The organism is Burkholderia sp. 3C (genome assembly GCF_054589155.1).
The window spans coordinates 209,110-228,548 of sequence record NZ_BAAILN010000125.1 but is presented as its reverse complement, the minus strand read 5'-3'; the positions used below and the strand labels follow the sequence as shown (position 1 = coordinate 228,548).

At 69.3% G+C, this 19,439-nt stretch carries 18 protein-coding genes and 1 pseudogene; 9 read left to right on the top strand and 10 right to left on the bottom strand.

Features of this window, described 5'->3' with window-relative positions; translation table 11 throughout:
- Window positions 1-83: 83 nt before the first annotated feature.
- Window positions 84-1,379, top strand: coding sequence for a cystathionine gamma-synthase family protein (locus tag ACYP33_RS26055; RefSeq protein WP_414448955.1), 1,296 nt, complete (start codon window positions 84-86; stop codon window positions 1,377-1,379).
- Here the strand turns inward: ACYP33_RS26055 and ACYP33_RS26050 are convergent.
- On the bottom strand, window positions 1,376-1,582 hold the full coding sequence (locus ACYP33_RS26050) for a hypothetical protein (protein WP_459624463.1): 207 nt from the start codon (window positions 1,580-1,582) through the stop codon (window positions 1,376-1,378). The two genes, ACYP33_RS26055 and ACYP33_RS26050, sit on opposite strands and share 4 nt — an antisense overlap.
- Before the next feature lie 15 nt (window positions 1,583-1,597).
- Window positions 1,598-2,203, bottom strand: coding sequence for a YebB family permuted papain-like enzyme (locus ACYP33_RS26045; protein ID WP_459624462.1), 606 nt, complete (start codon window positions 2,201-2,203; stop codon window positions 1,598-1,600).
- A gap of 116 nt (window positions 2,204-2,319) precedes the next feature.
- Between ACYP33_RS26045 and ACYP33_RS26040 the strand changes: the two genes are divergently transcribed.
- Window positions 2,320-3,111, top strand: a complete 792-nt coding sequence (locus ACYP33_RS26040) for a helix-turn-helix domain-containing protein (protein WP_459624461.1) — start codon at window positions 2,320-2,322, stop codon at window positions 3,109-3,111.
- Window positions 3,112-3,523: 412 nt separating this feature from the next.
- On the opposite strand, the gene ACYP33_RS26035 is transcribed toward ACYP33_RS26040, so the two are convergent.
- Window positions 3,524-4,642, bottom strand: coding sequence for an NADH:flavin oxidoreductase (locus tag ACYP33_RS26035; RefSeq protein WP_459624460.1), 1,119 nt, complete (start codon window positions 4,640-4,642; stop codon window positions 3,524-3,526).
- Between the two features lie 95 nt (window positions 4,643-4,737).
- Between ACYP33_RS26035 and ACYP33_RS26030 the strand changes: the two genes are divergently transcribed.
- Complete coding sequence (locus ACYP33_RS26030) at window positions 4,738-5,118, top strand: winged helix-turn-helix transcriptional regulator (RefSeq protein ID WP_459624459.1); 381 nt, start codon at window positions 4,738-4,740, stop codon at window positions 5,116-5,118.
- Window positions 5,119-5,190: 72 nt separating this feature from the next.
- Here ACYP33_RS26030 and ACYP33_RS26025 read toward each other — a convergent pair whose 3' ends face one another.
- Window positions 5,191-6,591: an MFS transporter gene (locus ACYP33_RS26025; RefSeq protein WP_459624458.1), complete on the bottom strand. Its 1,401-nt coding sequence runs from the start codon at window positions 6,589-6,591 to the stop codon at window positions 5,191-5,193.
- 102 nt (window positions 6,592-6,693) lie between these two features.
- Between ACYP33_RS26025 and ACYP33_RS26020 the strand changes: the two are divergent.
- A pseudogene (locus ACYP33_RS26020) lies at window positions 6,694-7,611 on the top strand (LysR family transcriptional regulator); the annotation flags it as partial.
- Between the two features lie 287 nt (window positions 7,612-7,898).
- On the opposite strand, the gene ACYP33_RS26015 reads toward ACYP33_RS26020, so the two are convergent.
- Window positions 7,899-8,783, bottom strand: coding sequence for an SDR family oxidoreductase (locus ACYP33_RS26015; protein WP_459624457.1), 885 nt, complete (start codon window positions 8,781-8,783; stop codon window positions 7,899-7,901).
- A gap of 105 nt (window positions 8,784-8,888) precedes the next feature.
- Here ACYP33_RS26015 and ACYP33_RS26010 point away from each other — a divergent pair, with 105 nt between their 5' ends.
- On the top strand, window positions 8,889-9,314 hold the full coding sequence (locus ACYP33_RS26010) for a winged helix-turn-helix transcriptional regulator (protein ID WP_414440327.1): 426 nt from the start codon (window positions 8,889-8,891) through the stop codon (window positions 9,312-9,314).
- A gap of 75 nt (window positions 9,315-9,389) precedes the next feature.
- Here ACYP33_RS26010 and ACYP33_RS26005 read toward each other — a convergent pair whose 3' ends face one another.
- From ACYP33_RS26005 to phnX, 3 genes are read right to left on the bottom strand one after another with little or no spacing between them, the layout of a single operon-like run.
- On the bottom strand, window positions 9,390-10,844 hold the full coding sequence (locus tag ACYP33_RS26005) for an MFS transporter (protein WP_459624456.1): 1,455 nt from the start codon (window positions 10,842-10,844) through the stop codon (window positions 9,390-9,392).
- 17 nt (window positions 10,845-10,861) lie between these two features.
- Window positions 10,862-11,998: an iron-containing alcohol dehydrogenase PsrA gene (gene psrA / locus ACYP33_RS26000; RefSeq protein WP_459624455.1), complete on the bottom strand. Its 1,137-nt coding sequence runs from the start codon at window positions 11,996-11,998 to the stop codon at window positions 10,862-10,864.
- Window positions 11,998-12,861 (bottom strand): phosphonoacetaldehyde hydrolase, encoded by an 864-nt coding sequence (gene phnX, locus ACYP33_RS25995; RefSeq protein ID WP_459624454.1) that lies wholly within the window; start codon window positions 12,859-12,861, stop codon window positions 11,998-12,000. The genes psrA and phnX overlap by 1 nt, the downstream gene beginning before the upstream one ends.
- A gap of 292 nt (window positions 12,862-13,153) precedes the next feature.
- Between phnX and ACYP33_RS25990 the strand changes: the two genes are divergently transcribed.
- Window positions 13,154-14,029 (top strand): LysR substrate-binding domain-containing protein, encoded by an 876-nt coding sequence (locus tag ACYP33_RS25990; protein ID WP_414448940.1) that lies wholly within the window; start codon window positions 13,154-13,156, stop codon window positions 14,027-14,029.
- Window positions 14,030-14,325: 296 nt separating this feature from the next.
- On the opposite strand, the gene ACYP33_RS25985 is transcribed toward ACYP33_RS25990, so the two are convergent.
- Window positions 14,326-15,225, bottom strand: coding sequence for a DMT family transporter (locus ACYP33_RS25985; RefSeq protein ID WP_459624453.1), 900 nt, complete (start codon window positions 15,223-15,225; stop codon window positions 14,326-14,328).
- Window positions 15,226-15,407: 182 nt separating this feature from the next.
- Between ACYP33_RS25985 and ACYP33_RS25980 the strand changes: the two genes are divergently transcribed.
- The 3 genes from ACYP33_RS25980 to ACYP33_RS25970 all read left to right on the top strand — a co-directional run bounded on the left by ACYP33_RS25980 (window position 15,408) and on the right by ACYP33_RS25970 (window position 17,989).
- Window positions 15,408-16,358, top strand: a complete 951-nt coding sequence (locus tag ACYP33_RS25980) for a helix-turn-helix domain-containing protein (RefSeq protein ID WP_459624452.1) — start codon at window positions 15,408-15,410, stop codon at window positions 16,356-16,358.
- A gap of 146 nt (window positions 16,359-16,504) precedes the next feature.
- The gene (locus tag ACYP33_RS25975; RefSeq protein WP_414448937.1) at window positions 16,505-17,137 is read left to right on the top strand and encodes a trimeric intracellular cation channel family protein; all 633 of its coding nucleotides are present in this window, start codon (window positions 16,505-16,507) and stop codon (window positions 17,135-17,137) included.
- Window positions 17,138-17,368: 231 nt separating this feature from the next.
- On the top strand, window positions 17,369-17,989 hold the full coding sequence (locus ACYP33_RS25970; RefSeq protein ID WP_459624451.1) for a hypothetical protein: 621 nt from the start codon (window positions 17,369-17,371) through the stop codon (window positions 17,987-17,989).
- A 125-nt stretch (window positions 17,990-18,114) separates the two neighbouring features.
- Here the strand turns inward: ACYP33_RS25970 and pdxR are convergent.
- On the bottom strand, window positions 18,115-19,439 hold a 1,325-nt coding region (gene pdxR / locus ACYP33_RS25965), incomplete at its 5' end, for a MocR-like pyridoxine biosynthesis transcription factor PdxR (RefSeq protein ID WP_459624450.1).

The window sequence follows — 19,439 nt, the reverse complement described above, 5'->3', positions numbered from 1 at the left end:
CCCGGTGCGTGCTCGCGGGCGCTTATCCGCACCCACGGGCACGCACCGGGCGGCGCTCTTCCCTTCCTGATCGAGGCCTCACCATGGCGTATTCGAACTATCACAAGAAGGATCTGAACGGTCGCCCGCTGCACCCCGAAACGCAGATGATGTCGTACGGCTACGACCCCTTCCTCTCCGAAGGCGCGGTCAAGCCGCCCGTGTTCCTCACCTCCACGTTCGCGTTCCGGTCCGCCGAGGACGGCGCGGCGTTCTTCGACATCGTGTCGGGCCGCAAACCGCTGCCCGAGGGCGAGGCGGCCGGCCTCGTCTACAGCCGCTTCAATCACCCGAACCTGGAAATCGTCGAAGATCGGCTCGCGCTGCTCGACGGCTCCGAGGCGGCCGCCGTGACGTCGAGCGGCATGTCGGCGATCTCCACCGTGTTCCTCGCGTTCCTGAAGCCCGGCGACCAGCTCGTGCAATCCGCGCCGCTGTACGGCGGCACCGAAACGCTGATCTCGAAGATCTTCCCCGACTGGGGCGTGGGCGCACACGCCATCGACAACGGGCTCGACGCGCAATCGATTCGCGACGCGCTGGAAGCCGCCGCGCAGGCCGGCCCGGTGCGCCTGGTGCATGTGGAAACGCCGGCCAATCCCACCAATTCGATGATCGATCTCGACGCGCTGGCCGCCGAGATCGACGCCTTCGAGCAGCGCCACGGCTATCGCCCGATCTCGGTGTGCGACAACACGCTGCTCGGGCCGATCTTCCAGAAGCCGGCCGCGCACCGCATCGACCTGTCGGTGTATTCGCTGACCAAATATGTGGGCGGCCACAGCGACTTGGTGGCGGGCGGCGTGACGGGCGGCAAGACGCTGATCGCGAAGGTGCGCTCGATTCGCGGCGCGTTCGGCTCGCAGCTCGACCCGCATTCGTCGTGGATGCTGCTGCGCTCGATGGAAACCGTGGTGCTGCGCATGACGCAGGCCACCCGCACGGCGAGCCAGGTCGCGCGCTGGCTGGTCGGGAATCCGTATCAATCGGTGAGCGTGTTCCATCCCGAGTGCATCGAAGACGCGGCCTATCAGGCCGTGTATCGGCGTCAATGCACGGGGGCCGGCTCGACGTTCGCGTTCGTGCTGAACGGCGGGCGCGCGCAGGCGTTCCGCTTCATCAATGCGCTGCGGCTGTTCAAGTCGGCCGTGAGCCTGGGCGGCTCGGAATCGCTCGTGTGTCATCCGGCCTCGACGACGCATTCGGGCGTGTCTGCCGTTGCACGCGAGAAGGCTGGCGTGAGCGAAGGCCTGATCCGGATTTCGGTGGGGCTGGAGCACGGCGACGACCTGATCGCGGATCTGGAGCACGCGTTCCAGGTGTGTGCGGAAACACGCTAACTCACGGCCAGCAAGATCCACCCCGCCACGAGATCGGCCAGCAGCAACAACGAGGCCCCACCCGCGATCATGCGGGCGGGGCCTCGCAGCCTGAAGGCGGCCCAGCCCAGTACCACGGCCAGCCCGAGCGTGACCGGCCAGTAGAGGCAGCCGAACAGCGGCAGCAGAAGATAAAACGGAATGTCGATGCTGATATCGCTCATGGTGATGTCGAAGTCCTAAACGGAACACGGCGTTTCGAACGCCACCCGTAAATATGGGCTCCTCAGCAAACTCGCCGGCGTCACCGTGTTGCGTTGCCACGGAATCCGGCCGAAATACCAGAACCGCCAGAACGTCAGCTTCGGATCGGGATTGCGCCGCAGCAGGCACGCGAAGCTTTCCACCTCGCCGATCAGCACCTGCGTCGCCTCGCCGATCACCTCGCGCACGAATCGCGAGCAGAACTGACGGCGCGAATCGAGATTGAAGCCGGTATCGTAGAACGCGCCCAAGCGTCGGCGCACCGCATCGCGCAAGCGGCCGCGATGCCCCGCGTCGAGCGACATCGTGAGCCGCGCCAGCGCATAGCGCCCGTGTTCCGAGCGGCCCAGGAAACGCGCCAGCGGCGTGACGCGCGCGAACGGAAACGTGCTCTCCGCCACCAGCGGGCCGTCATAGCCGAAATCGACGATCACGCCCACGTGGTTCGTCCATGAATCCGTAGCGCGCGACACCTCCAGAAACGGCCGCGCCGTCACGCGTATGAACACCAGGTCGCCGATCCGCCAATCGTGCTCTGCGCTCTCCACGCTCATTCCGGCCGCCCCGCGTTCGACCGACATATCGGCCTCCTCTCGTTGTGATGTGCGGGGCAGTGTCGTGCAAGGTCGCGCTTTTCGATTTTATTTCGATGGAATCTGCATAAAATGATGCGCCGAGTATCGATTTCCAATACCTCATGACCGAAACCGCCCAGCTCATCGTCACCATCAAGCAGCGCCTCAAGGCGGCGGGGCTGACCTATCGCGACGCGGCGCATGCGCTCGGCCTTTCCGAGCCTAGCGTGAAGCGGCTGCTCACCGGCGGCCGCCTGACCGTCGAGCGGCTCGCGCAGTTCTGCGGCCTGCTCGGCCTGTCGATGGCAGAACTGCTGCAAGAGGCCGAAGCGGCCACGCCGCGCCTGCACCAGCTTTCACGCGAGCAGGAAGCGAAGCTCGTCTCGAACGACAAGCTGCTGCTGGTGACTGTGTGCGCGCTCAATCACTGGTCGCTGGAGGAGATGGTGGCGGTCTATCGGCTGTCGAAGGCCGAATGCATCAAGCATCTGCTCGTGCTCGACCGGATGGGCCTCGCCAGCGTGAAGCCGGGCAACCGCATCCGCCTGCTCGTCGCGCGCGATTTCGACTGGCTGCCGGATGGCCCGATCCGCCAGTTCTTCGTGCATCAAGGCCTGCCCGATTTCATGCGCAGCCGCTTCAACGCGAGCGGCGAAACGCTCGATTTCGCGCACGGCATGTTGACGGCCGCCGCCTACGCGCAATTGCAGGGCGACATGCAGCGGCTGCGCAAGAAGCTGGCCGCGCTGCATGACGAATCGGCCGATGCGCCGTTGGCCGAAAAGCGCGGCACGGCGTTGCTGATGGCGATGCGGGTGTGGGAGCCGGAAGCGTTTCGCGCATTGAAGCGGGATGCAACGCTCGATTCTCCTGAACCCGTGCAGTCGGCCCGAAGTGCGCGCCAATCCCGATAGCCAAAACTGCACGCCCCGCCTGCCGAATCCGCACATCCGATGGATGTCCATCGACCCCGCTATTTCGTCGCCATCATTGATCCGACATCGCGTCGGTGCTCGCCACGCCGCTGTTCATCAGCGTCGCGGAAAGAGCAATGACCTTCCTGCGGCCGAAGCGGTCGGCCAGCGGACCAAACGCGAGGCCGGGCGGGGCCACCCGCGTAGAGAAAGGAACGGCGCGGGAACAGCCGCGAAACGAGCCGGCCCCGTAGGGCTCGACGCGGCATATCGGAATTCAGGTTCGACATGCTCGTCCGCGGCTGGGCCGTTGCATGGCGTCACCGCTGGCTAACCAGATTTCGCCAGGAACGCCAACTCGCACCGCTCGTGCCAACCCGCGCCCGCCAGCGAGGCCCACGCCGTTACCGCGTTACACCAGTTCGCCGAGCGAAGCCGGCGCGAACCCGCGCAGCTCGCCCTCGCCCGAGCGCACCTTGTTGGCCCATTGCGCATCGGTCAGCAGCGCGCGGCCCACCGCGATCAGGTCGAACTCGTCGCGCGCCATGCGTTCGAGCAGCGATTGCAGCCCCACGCTGGTCGAGCTTTCGCCGCCGAACGCGCCCATGAAATCGCCCGACAACCCGACCGAGCCGACGCTGATGGTGGCCGCGCCCGTCAGCTTCTTGGCCCAGCCCGCGAAATTGAGGCCGTGCTCGCCGTCCACATCGGGGAACTCCGGCTCCCAGAAGCGGCGCTGCGAGCAGTGCAGCACGTCCGCGCCGGCGGCCACCAGCGGTTCGAGCCACTGCGCCATCTCGTTCGGCGTGGGCGCGAGGCGCGCGGTGTAGTCCTGCTGCTTCCACTGGCTCAGGCGGATCACGATCGGGAAGCCCGCGCCCACTTCGGCACGCACCGCCGCGATGATCTCGGCCGCGAAGCGTGCGCGCTCGCCGATGCTCGGGCCGCCGTAGGCGTCGGTGCGATGGTTGGTGCCGGCCCAGAAGAACTGATCGATCAGATAGCCGTGCGCGCCGTGCAGCTCGATGGTGTCGAAGCCGAGCCGCTTGGCCGCGCCGGCCGCCTTGGCGAACGCGGCGATGGTGTCGGCGATGTCGGCATCGCGCATCGCGACGCCGCGCTCCACGCCGGGCGCGTCGAGGCCCGACGGGCTTTCCACCGGCGCCTCGGGCACCCAGTCGGTCATGAAGCTCTTGACCGCGCCGGTGTGCCACAACTGCGGCCCCATCTTGCCGCCCGCGCCGTGCACGGCGTCGATCACGCCCTGCCAACCGGCCAGCGCGCGCTCGCCGTGGAAGAACGGGATGCCCGCATCGTTGCGCGACGCGGGGCGATCCACCACCGTGCCCTCGGACAGAATCAGGCCCACGCCGCCCTCGGCGCGTCGCTGGTAATAAGCGGCGTTCGACGGCCCGGGGATGCCTTCCGGCGCGAACGAGCGCGTCATCGGCGCCATCACGATGCGGTTCGGCAGCGTCAGCGACCCGACGGAAAACGGCTGGAACAGGACATCGGAAGTCGAAAGCGACATGTAAAGCTCCGTGAATGAACGAACCACGATGGTATATTCCGGAAACCTGGTGTCAATTACGCACTTTAATTAGCCTAGGTATCTTCGAGGAAACCATGCCCATCACCTGCGATCGCTACACGTTTTCCGTGGATTGCCCGAGCCGCATCCTGTTCGACCAGATCGCCGACAAGTGGTCGATGATGATCCTGACCGTGCTCGACGCCGGGCCGCTGCGCTTCAACGCGATCAAGCGGCATCTCGAAGGCGTCACGCAGAAGGCGCTGACGCAATGCCTGCGCCGGCTCGAACGCAACGGGCTGGTCTCGCGCACGGTGATCCCCAGCTCGCCGGTGGCGGTGGAATACGAGATCACGCCGCTCGGGCGCTCGCTGCAGGGGCCGTTCAAGGCGCTGTATTCGTGGACGCTTCAGCATCTCGATCAGGTCGATGCGGCGCGCGCGGCGTTCGATGCGCGCGCGGAGGCGCAGGTTTGAGTTGAGGGAGACGCTGCGGGGCGGCCGATTCACCGCGCATCAATCGCCCCGCCAACCACCCAAACTCAACGCTCAAGCCCCACAACTCGCCGCCGTCGCTCTCGCCGGCCGCAACCCCACCCACGCGATCAGCATGCCACCCAGCGTCAGCACGCCGGCCACGACGGCCGCCGCATGCAGGCCACCGGTCAGGTCGCCGAGTTCCGGCCGCACCAGCGCGCCGAACACCCCCACGCCCACTACCCCGCCGATCTGGCGCGCCGTATTGAGCACGCCCGACGCCATGCCGATCCGCGACGCGCCGAACTGCGCCAGCACGGCCGTATTGATCGACGGCACCACCAACGCCGTGCCCACGCCCACCGCCAGCATCGGCAGGGCTACCGTCAGCGCGCCGCTGTCGGCGTGCACGCGCACCAGCAGGAAGTAGCCGAGCGCGGCCAGCGCCTGCCCCGCCACCATCGGCACGCGATAGCCGAGCCGCGCGGTCAGCGCGCCCGAAGCCAGGTTCGCGACGGTCACCACGGCCGTCATCGGCAGGAATGCGAGCCCGGTATCGAGCGGCGAATCGTGACGCACGCCCTGGAAAAACAGGCTCATCGCGAACATCAGCCCGTAATAGCCGAAGTTGGCGACCAAGCCGACGATCGCGCTGACCCGCATCGCGGCATGGCCGAACAGCGACAGCGGCATCAACGGCTGCGCCTGGCGCGCCTCGACCGCCACGAACAGCGCGCCGCCCACCGCCGCCACGGCGAAGCCGGTCAGCACCGGCGCGCTGCGCCAGCCGAGCCGGCCGGTTTCGACCAGCGCGTAGGTCAGCGCGGCCAACGCCACCACGGCCAGCGCCTGCCCCGCGAGATCGAGGTGGCGCGACGCGTGCCGCTCGGTGTCGGGCGCGTGCGCGAGCGTCAGCCAGATCCCGGCGATGCCCACCGGCACGTTGATCAGGAAGATCGCCGGCCAGCCGAAGCCGGCCACCAGCACGCCGCCCACCAGCGGCCCCGCGCCGAGCGCCAGCGCGGCGGTGCCGGCCCAGATGCTGACGGCCCGGGCGCGCGCCCGCGGCTCGGGAAACGCCGCGCCGAGCAGCGCCAGCGACGACGGCACGCACAGCGCCGCACCCACGCCCTGCAACAACCGCGACGCGATCAGCATGACCGCGCCGCCCGACAGCCCGCAGCCGATCGACGCCAGCGTGAACACCGCGAAGCCGGCCACGAACACGCGCCGCGCGCCGAAGCGGTCGGCCAGCGCGCCGGTGGACAGCAGCAGGCTCGCGAACGCCAGCGTGTAGGCGTTGACCACCCATTCGAGCGCGCTCGAATCGAGGCCGAGGCCGTCGCGCATGCGGCCCAGCGCGACGTTCACCACCGTGACATCGAGGCAGATCATCACGAAGCCGAGGCTGGTGGCGAACAGCGCCAGGCGGGGCCGGAACGCGCGGGCCGGCGCGCAAGCGGAAGCAGACATGAGGACACCGTGCGGGAGAAGGCAATGCCGCGAACTGTATTGCGCAAGCCAGACTTGATAAACCACCGCCGGATAACAACAGAACCCACTATTATTTGCGGAATGGACCTGCTCAAAGCGATGACCGTATTCGTGCGCGTGGTGGAAACCGGCAGCCTGACGGCGGCGGCGGTGGCCTGCGATCTCTCGCCGACGATGATCGGCAACCACCTCAACGCCCTGGAGGCGCGGCTCGGCGCGCGCCTGATCCACCGCACCACGCGCAAGCAGCAACCCAGCGCGTTCGGTCAGGCGTACTACGAGCGCTGCATCGAGATCCTCGGCCTGGTCGGCGATTCGGAGCGGCTCGCGCTCGATCATCTGGCCGTGCCGCGCGGGCGGCTGCGCGTGACCGCGCCGGTGGTGTTCAGCAACGAATCGCTGATGCCGGTGATCGCCGATTACTGCGCGCGCTATCCCGAGGTGAAGCTGGAGATCGTGGTGACCGACTCGCTGTCGGACCTGATCGACGACGGCTTCGAGGCGGCGATCCGCATCGGCACGCTCGGCAATCCCGATCTGGTGGCGCGGCCGCTGCGGCCTTACCGGCTGGTGCTGTGCGCGTCGCCGGCGTATCTGGAGGCGCATGGCGCGCCGGCCGCCCCGGCCGATCTCGCCGCGCATCAGTGTTTGAGCTACGCGTATCCACCGCGCTCGGAGTGGTACGCGGCGCAGCCGGAATGGGTGCTGCACGCGCGCGACGGCGAGTCGGAGCGCATCAGCGTGCCCGTCGACGGCCGCCTGAAGATCGACAATTCGGAGGCGTTGCGGCGCGCGATCCTGCGCGGCCTCGGCATCGCGATGCTGCCCGAGATGCTGGTGGCCGAGGATTTGCGCACGAAGCGGCTGGTGAAAGTGCTGCCGGGGTTCGCCGCGCCCGATCGCGCGCTGAACCTGCTGTATCTGCGCGAACGGCAGACCTCGCCGAAGCTGCGCAGCTTCATCGACTTCATGGTCGAGCGATTTGGGGTGGAGGGTGCGGGAAACGCTGGGGGCGCTGGGGGCGTGGAAAGCTCGGAAGGTGTGGAGCGTGCAGCAGGCGGGGGAAACGAAGGGGGTGCAAAAAGCGCGGCGGACGCGGAAAGCGCAGCGGGCCTGGAAAACGCAGCGGGCGTGAAAAGCGCAGCAGGCCTGGAAAGCACAGCAGGCGCAAAAAGCGCAGCGGGCGCGGAAAGCGCGAAAGGCAAGAAACACGCGGCCGCGCACGGCGAGGAAAGCAACGGCAACGCGCCGCCCGCTTCCCCGCCCTGCCGCCGCGTACGCCGCGATCAGCCGAGGTAATCGGCCTTGTTGGCGTCGAAGTACTGCGCCAGCGTCTGCGGCGCGCGGCCGATCAGCGTTTCCAGGTGATCGGTAACGATCGACAGATTGCCGGCCCGCGTCTCCGCATCGATCGACACCAGCATCGCGATCAGCCCGTCGGGCAGGCCCGCGCCCTTGAGCCCGGCGGCCAGTTGCGCATCGTCCACGCGCACCACGGCGAGCGGCTTGCCGGTGGCCTTCGCGGCCAGTTCGGCCACCTCGGCGGTGGTCAGCGCCTGCGGCCCGGTCAGCGTGTAGATCCGGCTCTCCGCTACCGGCGTGTCGAGCCCCGCGGCGATCGCCTCGGCCATCTCCTCGCGCGCCGCGTAGGCGATCCGCCCGCCCTGCGCGGCCGAATACCACTGGCCGCCCTGCAGCGAATGCGGCAGCGACATGAGCAGGTTCTGCTGATACCAGTTGTTGCGGAAGATCAGGTGCGGCAGGCCCGTTTCGCGGATCGCGTGCTCGGTGCCGGCGTGATCCGGCGCGAACGTGATCAGCGAGCTTTCCGGGTTCGGCAGCGACGTGTAGGCAATCCGGCCCACACCGGCCGCCGCCGCTGCCGCCACCGCGTTGCGGTGCTGCTTCAGGCGCGTGCCGGCGCCGTCGAGCGCGTCGGTGGACACGATCAGCACCGTGCCCACGCCCGCGAACGCCTCGGCCAGGCCGGCCGAATCCTCGAAATCGGCGCGGCGCACGGCCACGCCTTGTGCCGTCAGGTCGGCGAGCTTCTGCGGATCGCGCGAACCGGCGACGATGCGTGCCGGCGCCACGCCGCGCGCGAGCAGTTTCTGGATCACCAGCTTGCCGAGTTGCCCGGCCGCGCCGGTAACGAAAATCGTGTTGCTCATGAGACAGCCTCATTTCGAGAGTTGCTCTCAAATCGAGAGTGCCTCGATAATCGGGCTTCGGCGGTGCGCCGTAAAGAAGGCAGTTTTTCAGGAGATAGTTACCTAATGGGAACCACCCCCAAATCGGCCAGTGCGTTGCAGGCCAAACTCGACGAGATGCGCGTCACGCTGGGGTCGATCTCCGATTGCCCGGTGCGCGACCTGCTGAACGTGATCGCCAGCCGCTGGAGCTCGCTGCTGATGATGGCGCTGGCCGAGCGCCCGTACCGCTTCGGCGAGCTGCGCCGGCTGGTGCCGGACATTTCCCAGCGCATGCTGACGCAGACGTTGCAGGAGTTGCAGCGCGACGGCTACGTGCACCGCGAGGTGTTCCCCACCAAGCCGCCCGGCGTCGAATACAGCCTGACCGAACTCGGCGAATCGATGTTCGGCGCGCTCCACGTGCTGCTGCGCTGGACCGAGGACAACCAGGAGAAGGTGATCGCGGCGCGCGCGGAATTCGACGGGGCGCGGGAATCGGCTTCGGCTTGAGGGGCTTGGGGGGGCTTGAAGGGCTTGGGCGGTTGAATCGACCGGCGCATCCGCCCCGGCCGGTAACTCACCCCCTCACTGCACCACCGCCGGACGCGCATTCCAGTGCGCCGCATCGGCCGAGCCGCCATCGGCACTGCCCTCTTCCAGCGAAACATTGCGCGTCTCGCGCCCGTTCACCATCCACAGCAGCGCGGCCAGCGGCCCCGGCAGCGCGAGCAGCAGCAGCCCGATCAGCGCCGCCGACGGCGTGCCGGTGAGCGCGTACACGTTGGTCAGCATCAGCGGCGCGACCATCGCGCCCACCCGGCCCACCGCCACCGACACGCCGAGGCCCGTGGCGCGAATCCGCGTCGGCAGCACTTCCGACGACACCACGTAGCCCGAGATATAGGCCCAGGTCACGCCGAACTGGATCAGGCAGTAGCCGAGCACCATGCCCGGCAGCGTGTGCATCAGGTAGATCAGCACGATCGCGGCCGTCGTGAAGCTGTAGCTGACCAGCAGCGACACGCGCCGCCCCCACGCCTCCACCAGCACCGACGCGCACAGCCCGCCGAGCAGCGCGGCGACGTTGCCGTACACGTAGTACAGCGACATGTCGGCGGCCGGCACCTTCATGTACGGCAGGATCACCAGCGCCATCAGCGACAGCACGCCATACACCACCGCCGCCTGCGAGAAATTCAGCGCGCTGGCGAGGCCGCAGCGCAGCCGGTAGGTGCCGAACAGCTCGCGCACGTTGCGCCAGAACGCGGGCCGCGACGGCGTGTAGGGCGCCGGCTCGTAGCGTCGGCGCGCCTGATCGAGATCGGCGGCGGAGGTGCCGGCGCGCTCGGCGCTGGCCGCGATCCGGCCGACGATCGCCTCGGCCTCGGCGGTGCGGCCCTGTTGCAGCAGCCAGCGCGGCGATTCGGGAATCACGCGGCGAATCCAGAAGAACAGCAGCGCCATGGTGGTGCCCAGCCCGAAGCCCACGCGCCACGCCACATCGGCCGGCAGGTGGTTCAGCACGAAGTACGAGATCGCGGCCGACAGCAGCGCGCCCACCGGAAAGCCCGACAGGATCAGCGAATCGGTCTTGCCGCGATGGCCGCGCGGAATGAATTCGCCCATCGTCGCGGTCACCGCCGAATACTCGCCGCCCACCGCGAGCGCCGTCATGGCGCGGAAGAACAGGAACGATTCGTAGTTCCAGGAAAAGATCGTCAGCACGCTGAAGCACGCGTACCAGAGCAGCGTGGCGAGGAACAGCCGCTTGCGGCCGAAGCGGTCGGCCAGGTAGCCGAACGCGATCGCGCCCACCAGCATGCCGAACACCCAGATCGTCACGGCCAGCGAGCCTTGCGCCGAACTGAGGTGCCACTGGCCCTTGAGCATGCCGAACACGCTGCCGATGATGTTGGTCTCGAACGAATCGAGCGCCCAGCCCACCCCGAGCGCGGCCACCAGCAGCGTGTGGAAGCGGGTCCACGGCATGTTGTCGAGACGCGACAGCGCGTCGGTCCTGACGGATTGAGGCGTAGTCATGAAGTTCTCCTGACGATTCACGAGGCGAGCGCGGGCTGCGCCGCCTGCGTGAAGTCGAATTGCGGGAAGCGCGCCGGCGCGCCGATGAAATTGCGGCCACGCGCGCCGTCGAAGGCGTTCGCAACCAGGTCCTGCCATGCGTGGGCGTCGAGGCCGTAGGCGGCCGGGTGGCACGCCACGCCGAGCGCGTCGAGCCACGCTTCCAGCCGGGCCGGCGCGCCCTCGAGCGTGCCGAACACCTCGGCCAGCGCGCGGTCGCAAGCCGGATCGGCGCCGAGCGCCGAGCGCATCACGGCCGGCAGACAGAACGAGCAGGCCACACCGTGCGCCACACCGTGCCGCAGCGTGATCGCGTACGAAATGTTGTGGGCCAGCGCGGTGCGCGTGTTCGAGAACGCCAGGCCGGCGCGCAGCGCGCCGAGCGCCATCGCCGAGCGCGCCGCCAGATCGCCGGGCGCGGCCATCACGCGCGGCAGCGCCGTGAGAATCTCGCGGGCCGCCTCCACGGCCAGGCCGCGCGTGACCGGGTTCGCGTTGATGTTCCACAGGCTTTCGAGCGCGTGCGACAGCGCGTCGAGCCCGCTGGCCAGCGTCGGCTCGGGGGGCAGGCCCGCCACCAGGCGCGGATCGACCAGCACCGTTTCCGGATAGAGATCGTCGCGGGCGAGCGAGAGCTTGCGGTCGCGCGCCGGGTCCCACACCGTGGCCCACGACGTCACTTCGCTGCCGGTGCCGGACGTGGTGGGAATCGCCACGATCGGCAGCGCACGCGAGGCGACGCGCGTGCGGCCATCCTCGATCCAGGCCAGCACCGGGTCGAGCCGGCCATGCTCGGCGGCCAGCACCTTGGCCGTGTCCATCACCGAGCCGCCGCCCAGCGCCACCAGCACGGCCGGCGTCTCGGGCAGCGCGGCGAGCCCGGACAACGCATCGCAGGCCGTGCGCAGCATCGTCACGGAAGGGTTGGCCTCGACGTTGTCGATGCGCAGCAGCGCCGGCCCGGCGAGCCGCTCGATCCGTTCGCACAGCGCGACGAACGGCTGGCCCGGGTACGTGACGATCGCGTAAGGACGGCCGGCCAGCACGCTGCCGATCGCGTCGAGCGTATCGACGCCGAAGCGCACCCGCACCGGGTTGTGGAATTGCCAGCTCATCACGCGTGTTCCCCGGCCGCGAGGCGTTCGCCGATCGCGTCGATCACCACCGGCAGGTCGGCGATGCTGTCGATCACGTAGTGCGCGCCCGTCTGCGCGAGGCGCTCGCGGGCTGGGCCGACGCGCGCGTCGCGGCCGGCGGCGTCGAGCGCCTGCCAGGCGTCGAGCGACAGGCCCACCTCGTTGCCGCTCGCGGCGATGCCCACCGTCCACATGCCGGCCGCGAGGCCCGATTCGAGGCCGGTGGGGCTGTCGTCCACCACCACGCAGCTGCGCACGTCGGGCGCGCCGAGCGCCAGCGCATTGGCCAGGCACATGTCCGGGTACGGGCGGCCGCGCGCCACGTCGCTGACGGTGCAGCAGTGGTCGGGGCGGTAGCCGTGGCGCTCGGCCAGCGGCTGCAGGTTGTTCATGACTTCGCGCGGGTAGCCGGTGGTGCTGCCGATGCGGATGCCGCGCGCGCGCAGCGTGGCGATGGTGTCGAGCGCGCCGGGGATCAGCGCGCTGTAGCGCTCGACGTTGCGCTCGTCGGCCAGCAGGAACGCGGCGTAGAGCCGGTCGATGTCGGCGTCGGTGGACGCCGCGCCGAACGCCGCGCGCCAGCGCGACTGCACGGCCGGATCTTCCAGGATCAGCTCGATGTGCTCGCGCTTGGCCGCGCCCATCGGCGCGCGCGCTTGCGCCTCGCTGATCGGCACGCCCGCCGCCTCGAACACCTCGCGGAACGCATGCACGGGCGCGAGGCAGCCGAAATCGAGCACGGTGCCGGCCCAGTCGAAGATCGCGGTGGTGACGGGGCCGCGATAGGCGCGCTGGGCGCGATTCGCGGCGGGGGTATCGAGGCTGACGGATCGTTGCAGCATGCTCGGCTCCGGGGGGAAGTGGATCACGGACGCCAGCATAGTTTTGCAACATGACTCGTCCATGATCGAAATACCCGGTTCAACCGAATCGATCCATCGGAAAAATCGTTGGATTCCGGTTCGATGGTCGAACAGTCAGGCGGTGCAAGGGTTTCGGGCCGGTTTGGGTCCGATGCGCGATGCTTGCGGGACAATCCCTTGAAATAAGGGGTGGATCGAGAAAGATCGCCGAAATCGCCTGCGCCGTCCGTCCCTGTTTTCAATCCGACAGTCCGAACTTCCGTATCGATCGATGACCCTGACCCAGATTCGCGCTTTCCTCGCCGTGGTCCAGCACGGCGGCTTCACGGCGGCGGCCCGCGCGCTCGCCACCAGCCAGACCACCGTCACCTCGCAGGTGCAGGCGCTCGAACAGGAGCACGGCGTGCAGTTGTTCCATCGGCGGGGGCGGCGCGTGGAGCTGTCGGCGGTGGGGCTGGATTTCCTGCCGCTGGCGCGGCAGATCAACGGGCTGGAGAACGACGCGCGCTCGCTGCTGCACGACAGCGGCGAGCTCACGCGCGGCGTGCTGCGGATCGGCGCGGTCAGCCCGTTCCATGTGACCGAGATGATCGAGGCGTTTCACACCGCGCACCCGCGCATGCAACTGGCGGTCACGCTCGGCAATTCGGAGAGCGTCCTGAACGACCTCGACGATTACGCCTGCGACGTCGGCGTGATCGCGCGGCCGTTCAGCGACGAGCGCTACGAGATGACGCCGTATGCGAGCTACCCGGTGATCGCGTTCGTGGGCGTGGCGCATCCGTTCGCGGCGCGCGAGGCGATCACGCTGGCGGAACTGGCCGGCGCGCCGCTGCTGATGCGCGAGCCCGGCTCGACCACGCGGCGCGCGCTGGAGGATGCGCTGGCGCGTATCGGCGCGACGCCGCGCATCGCGATGGAGATCGGCAGCCGCGAGGCGCTGCGCGAGGCCGTGGCGCGCGGGCTGGGGGTGGGCACGGTGTCGGTGTCCGAGTACGTGCCCGACGCGGCGCGGCTGCGGCCGGTGCGCATCGAGGGCGATCCGGTCAGCACGCATATCCATGTGTGCTGCCTGCGCGAGCGGCGCGAGAGCCGGCTCGTCGCGGCGTTCTTCGAGGCGATGCAGCGGTGCCGGCCGGTGGGGTGAAGCGCGGTGGGCTTGGTGGGCTTGGTGAGCCTGGTGGGCTGGTAGGCCTGTGAGCGCGGTGGACGCTGCGAGCGCAGTTGGCGCAGTTGGCGCAGTTGGCGCAGTTGGCGCAGTCGGCGCAGTCGGCGCAGTCGGCACCGTGGGCACCGTCGGCACCGTCGGCGCAGCCGCCGCAATCGGTGCGGTGAAGCGCGACGAGGCCCGATGCAGTGCGGTGAAGCGTCGTGACGCCCGATGAGGCGCGGCAGAGCGAGCCGACCCGCCGGCTCGAAAACCGCCGGCGCGCCCTTACCCCCTCACGCCACGCAGCGCCGCCGCGCGAACACCCGGCGCGTCAGGTCGAATGCCACCAGGTTGCCGGCCACCACCAGCGCCAGCCCGAGCACCGCGAGCGGCGACCAGCGGTAGCTCTCGAAGATCGTCGAGACGGTCAGCGCCACGAACGGAAACAGCACCGTGCAATAGGCCGCCCGCTCCGGGCCGATCCGGCCCACCAGCATCAGATACGACGTGAAGCCGATCACCGAGCCTGGCACGGCCAGATAGGTCAGCGCGCCGAGGTAGCGCGGCGTCATCTCCGGCACGAACGACAGGCCGGCGACGGCCGAGCCGATCGTCAGCGCCGAAGCGCCGATCAGCATCGCCCAGCTGTTGGTCATCAGCGGATGCAGGCCGATCGCCTGCATCCGGCTCGACAGCAGGCTGCCGGTCGAGAAGCACAGCGTGCCGCCCAGCGCGATCGCGAGGCCGCGCCAGGTGGCCGCGTCGCCGAGGTGGCCGGCCATCTGCTGATAGAACAGGCAGCCGATACCGGCCAGCCCGAGCAGCGCCCCGGCGATCGCGGTGGGTTGCAGCGGGCGGCCCAGGAACAGCCGGCCGTTGATCGCGTTGAGCAGCGGCGCGATCGAGAACACCACCGCCACCAGCCCGCTCGGCACCACGCGCTCGGCGTAGTAGAAGCACAGGAAGTTCAGGCAGAACAGCGCCAGCCCCTGCGCGACCAGGAAGCGCCAGGCCTCGCGCGGCGGCATGATCGGCCGGCGCAGCGCGCGCAGCACCACGAACAGCAAGGCGGCGGCGATCCAGAAGCGCCAGGCGATCGAGATCGGCGGCGGCACGCTGTCGAGCTGCCATTTGATCGCGATCCAGGTGGTGCCCCAGATCAGCACGGTGACGGCATAAAGCAGAAGATTCATGGCAAGGCGGCGTGAGGTTGGCTGGCGTTGCCGGGGGCCGGCCGAAGGCTTCGGCGCCGGATCGCCCCGGATGACCACTGTGCCGCCCGCCGGGCCGGGCCACTTGTCCGGAATTGCTGTCTTTGCGCGACAGCGTGCCGTGCACGCGCGCGCGCAACCCCGCGCGACCCTATACTGCGCCCATGAAGCCCGTCAGCCCGCCGATCCTCGCCGCCCCGCCCGCCTCCGCCGCCGAACTGGCCAGCGCGGCGGACTTGCCGTTCGGGCTGCAATCGGTGTGCCGCACGCTGGCCGATGCCGATGCGCGGTTGCAGCGCTTTGCGTGGCTCGGCGATCACCTCGCGATCGCCGAATGGACGCGCGAGACCGAGGTGGCGGAAACGGCCTACGACAACCCCGGCCACCACACGCTGTCGTGCTACGTGGCGGGCGGCTACCGCACCGAGCGGCAGAAGCTGCCGGGCCGCTACGGCGCGCCGAGCCGGCTGTGCGCGCTGCCCGGCGACCACGAATCGCGCTGGTGGGTGCGCGGCCAGATGCATTTCATGCACCTGTACTTCCTGCCCGAGCACTTCACGCGCCGCGCCGTGCGCGAACTCGATCGCGAGCCGCGCGAGCTGGAGCTGGCCGATCGCACCTATTTCGAGGATCCGCGCATCGCCGAGCAGTGCCGCTCGCTGCTCAACGAGCGCTGGGACGACGTGGACGGCCGCCTGCGCGTCAACGAAACCGCGCACGAGGTATTGAGCGGGCTGCTGCGCGGGCAAAGCGTGATGCGAACCGGCGTGATGCACACGGGCGGGCTGGCGCCGGCCGTGCGGCGGCGCGTGCGCGACTACATCGATGCGATGCTCGACCAGCCCGTCACGCTCGGCGAGCTGGCCGACTTGGCCGCGCTATCGGAATACCATTTCGTGCGGATGTTCCGAATCTCGTTCGGCGCGCCGCCGCACGCGTGGATCGCCGAGCAGCGGCTGGCCCGCGCGCGCGCGCTGCTGCGCACCACCGTGCTGCCGCTCGCGCAGGTGGCCGCGCAATGCGGCTACGCGAACGCCGCGCACTTCAGCCACCGCTTCCGCGACGCGCACGGCGCCACGCCCACCGCGTTCCGCAAGGCGCTGCAGGGCGGCTGACGCGCCGCGCCGGTTGCGGTTTTCCGCGATCTGCCTATCATCGTGACCGTGCTCCGCTCCCGATCGACGATGACGCTGCTTCCTCCCTGCCGCCCCGCCCTTCCGCCGTCCCGCCAGCCGCGCCGCATCGTGCGTGCGCGCCGCGCATGAACGGCCACGTCGCCTATACGCTGCTGGACCTGACCGGCACCTTCGTGTTCGCCATCAGCGGCGCGGTGGCCGCGCGCCAGCGGCGGCTCGACCTGTTCGGCGTGGTGTTCGTCACGTTCATCGTGGCGTGCGGCGGCGGCATCGTACGCGACGTCTGCATCGGCGCGGTGCCGCCGGCCGGGCTGTCGAACTGGCGCTATCTGCTGGTGTCGATGGTGGCGGCCGCGCTGACGGTGGCCGCCTACCAGCGTGTAAAGAAGCTGCGCTACCCGGTGCTGCTGTTCGATGCGATCGGGCTGGGCCTGTTCGCCGTGGCCGGCGCGCAGAAGGCGCTGGCCTACAGCGAGAGCGCCGAGGTGGCGATCCTGCTCGGCATGTTCAGCGCGGTGGGCGGCGGCGTGATCCGCGACGTGCTGCTCTCGCGCGTGCCGGCGATCCTGCAGCGCGAGATCTACGCGCTGGCCGCGCTGTTCGGCGCGACCGTCGAGGTGGTGTCGCTGCGCACCAACTGGCTGCCGACGCTCGCGCCGTGGCTGGCGATCGGCTCGTGCGTGGCGATCCGGCTGTCGTCGCTGTATTTCGGCTGGCGGCTGCCGACGTTCGGGAATCGGCAGCGGGATGGGCGGTAGGGGGAGAAGCGGGTGCCGCCTCCGCGCATTCGCCAGCCAAGCCGCCGCGCTGCGGCAAAGACGCCTGTCGCGCAACGGCGTTCGCTCCACGACGAAAAATCTCCGCGCCGCGCTCGCCTTGATCCACCTCCTGCCACGATCCGTCCAGCCTGGATAGAGTCCGGTAACGTCGATAACCGGCTCGGGCCAAGGGTTTCGACTTTTTAGGGAGATCAAGTGAGGAAGGTGTCGGTGTTTGTCCTTTTCACGGTGGCGGGTTGCGTGACCGCGATCGCTGTTTCGCGGATCTTGCTCGCCTTCGATCGCAACCCCGGATGCGGTTTCGATTGCCCCACCCCTGGTTTGACGATGGCTTTGTCCTGGGGGGCGGCAATCGCGCTGATCTTCCCGGTCGCCGGGTTGGCGTGCGCCCGTTTCGCAGGGTCCGAACCACGCCGCATCGTTGCCGTTGCCACCGCGCTGATTGGCGCCGCGCTATTCGGCGCGGGCGCGCGGTACGTGGTCGAGTTGCATGAGCACTATCGAGAAGCCGAAGCCGCACGGCCCGTCATGGCGGACGTCGATTTCATGTACATGGCGATTGCGACACGCGACGTGCGCACCTACACGCGGGCCGAGGGCGGCGCGTTGCGGGCTGCCGGCGTCATTCCGCAATGGCAACGATGCGCGATTGACGGCGCATCGTGCGACGGTCGAAACAAGCAGGCGCACATGCGTTGCAAAAACGGCATGGTGTATGTCGATGAGCCGGACTGGAACGCATTTTCCTTGATCCCGCGCGAGAACCTGCCGGGCGCAGTGGCGATGAAATCCATGAATCTCTGCGCGCCCGATAACATGCCGGACGAATAGCGAGGCTCCGCAGTCGCGAGCTTTTCGGGCCGGTCGACAAGAATGATCACGCGGACACGCCACGGAGCCGTAAAGCGAACGATCCATTGCCTGCCCGTCGTCGGCCCATAGCGCCCTCACACCGCTCACACCGCTCCCTCGCGCCCCGCCGCCACGATCACCGCCGCCAGCGTGCGCGCCGCCGCCTCCATGCGCGCGTCGTCGAAACCGCCGAAGCCGAGCACCAGCCCCGGCCGCGCCGTGCCGGGCGCATACATCGGCGAGACGGGCCGCACCGCCACGCCGGCCTCCAGCGCCTGCGCGGCCACCCGGCGATCGTCGAAGCCGGCCGCCAGCCACAGCACCAGATGCATGCCCTGATCGCTCGGCTCGCGCCAGGCCAGCTCGGGCGGCAGCGCGGCGTCGAGCGTCTCGATCAGCCGCGCGCGCCGCGCCGCATACACGCCGCGCACGCGCCGGATATGGCGGTCGAGATGCCCCTCGCCCATGAACGCGGCCAGCACATGCTGGTCGGCCTCGGGCGGATGGCGGTCCATCAGCACGCGCGCGCCGCGAAACGCCGCCACCAGATCGGGCGGCACGATCGCATAGCCGAGCCGCAGCGACGGAAACAGGATCTTGCTGAACGTGCCCAGATACACCACCCGCGCCGGGTCCAGCCCCTGCATCGCCGGGAACGGATGGCCGGCGTAGCGCAGTTCGCTGTCGTAGTCGTCCTCGACGATCCACGCGTCGTGCGTGCGCGCCCAGTCGAGCAGCGCCTCGCGGCGGCTCACGCTCAACGGCATGCCGAGCGGATATTGATGCGACGGCGTGACGAACGCCGCGCGCGCGTCGGGCGCGAGGCGGCGGCCGGCGTCGACGTCGAGCCCTTCCGCATCCACCGGCACGCGCACGATCGCGTCGCGCCGTCCGGTGCTTTCGAGGATCGCCGTGATGCCGCGATACGCCGGGTTCTCGATCCAGGCGCGGTCGCTGGCGTCGAGCAGCACCTGGCAGGCCAGATACAGGCCCTGCTGGGTGCCGGTGGTGACGATCACCTGGGCGGCGTCGCAGCGCACCGAGCGCGAACGGCGCACGTAGTCGGCGATCGCCTCGCGCAGCAGGCCGACGCCGCGCGTGTCGCCATAGCCCGACGGCGCGGCCGCGCCGCGTGCGCGCAGGCGGTTGCCGAGCCGCCGCCAGGCCGCGTCGGGCAAGGTCGGGCCGCCCGGCACGGAGACGGCGAACGGGATCGGCGGCAGCGGTTCGAAATCGGCGGCGACGGCGGCGAAGATCGCGGCGGGCGCGGGCAGGCGGCGTGGCAGGAGGGCGCCGCGGAGTGCGGCGTGTGCCGCTTCGTCGGCCTCCGGCGGGATGGCGCCCGGGTTGGTGCTTCCGGTGCTTCCGGCGCTCCCGGTACTCCCAGTATTCCCAACACCCCCTGCACGCCCAACGCGTCCTGCCCCAC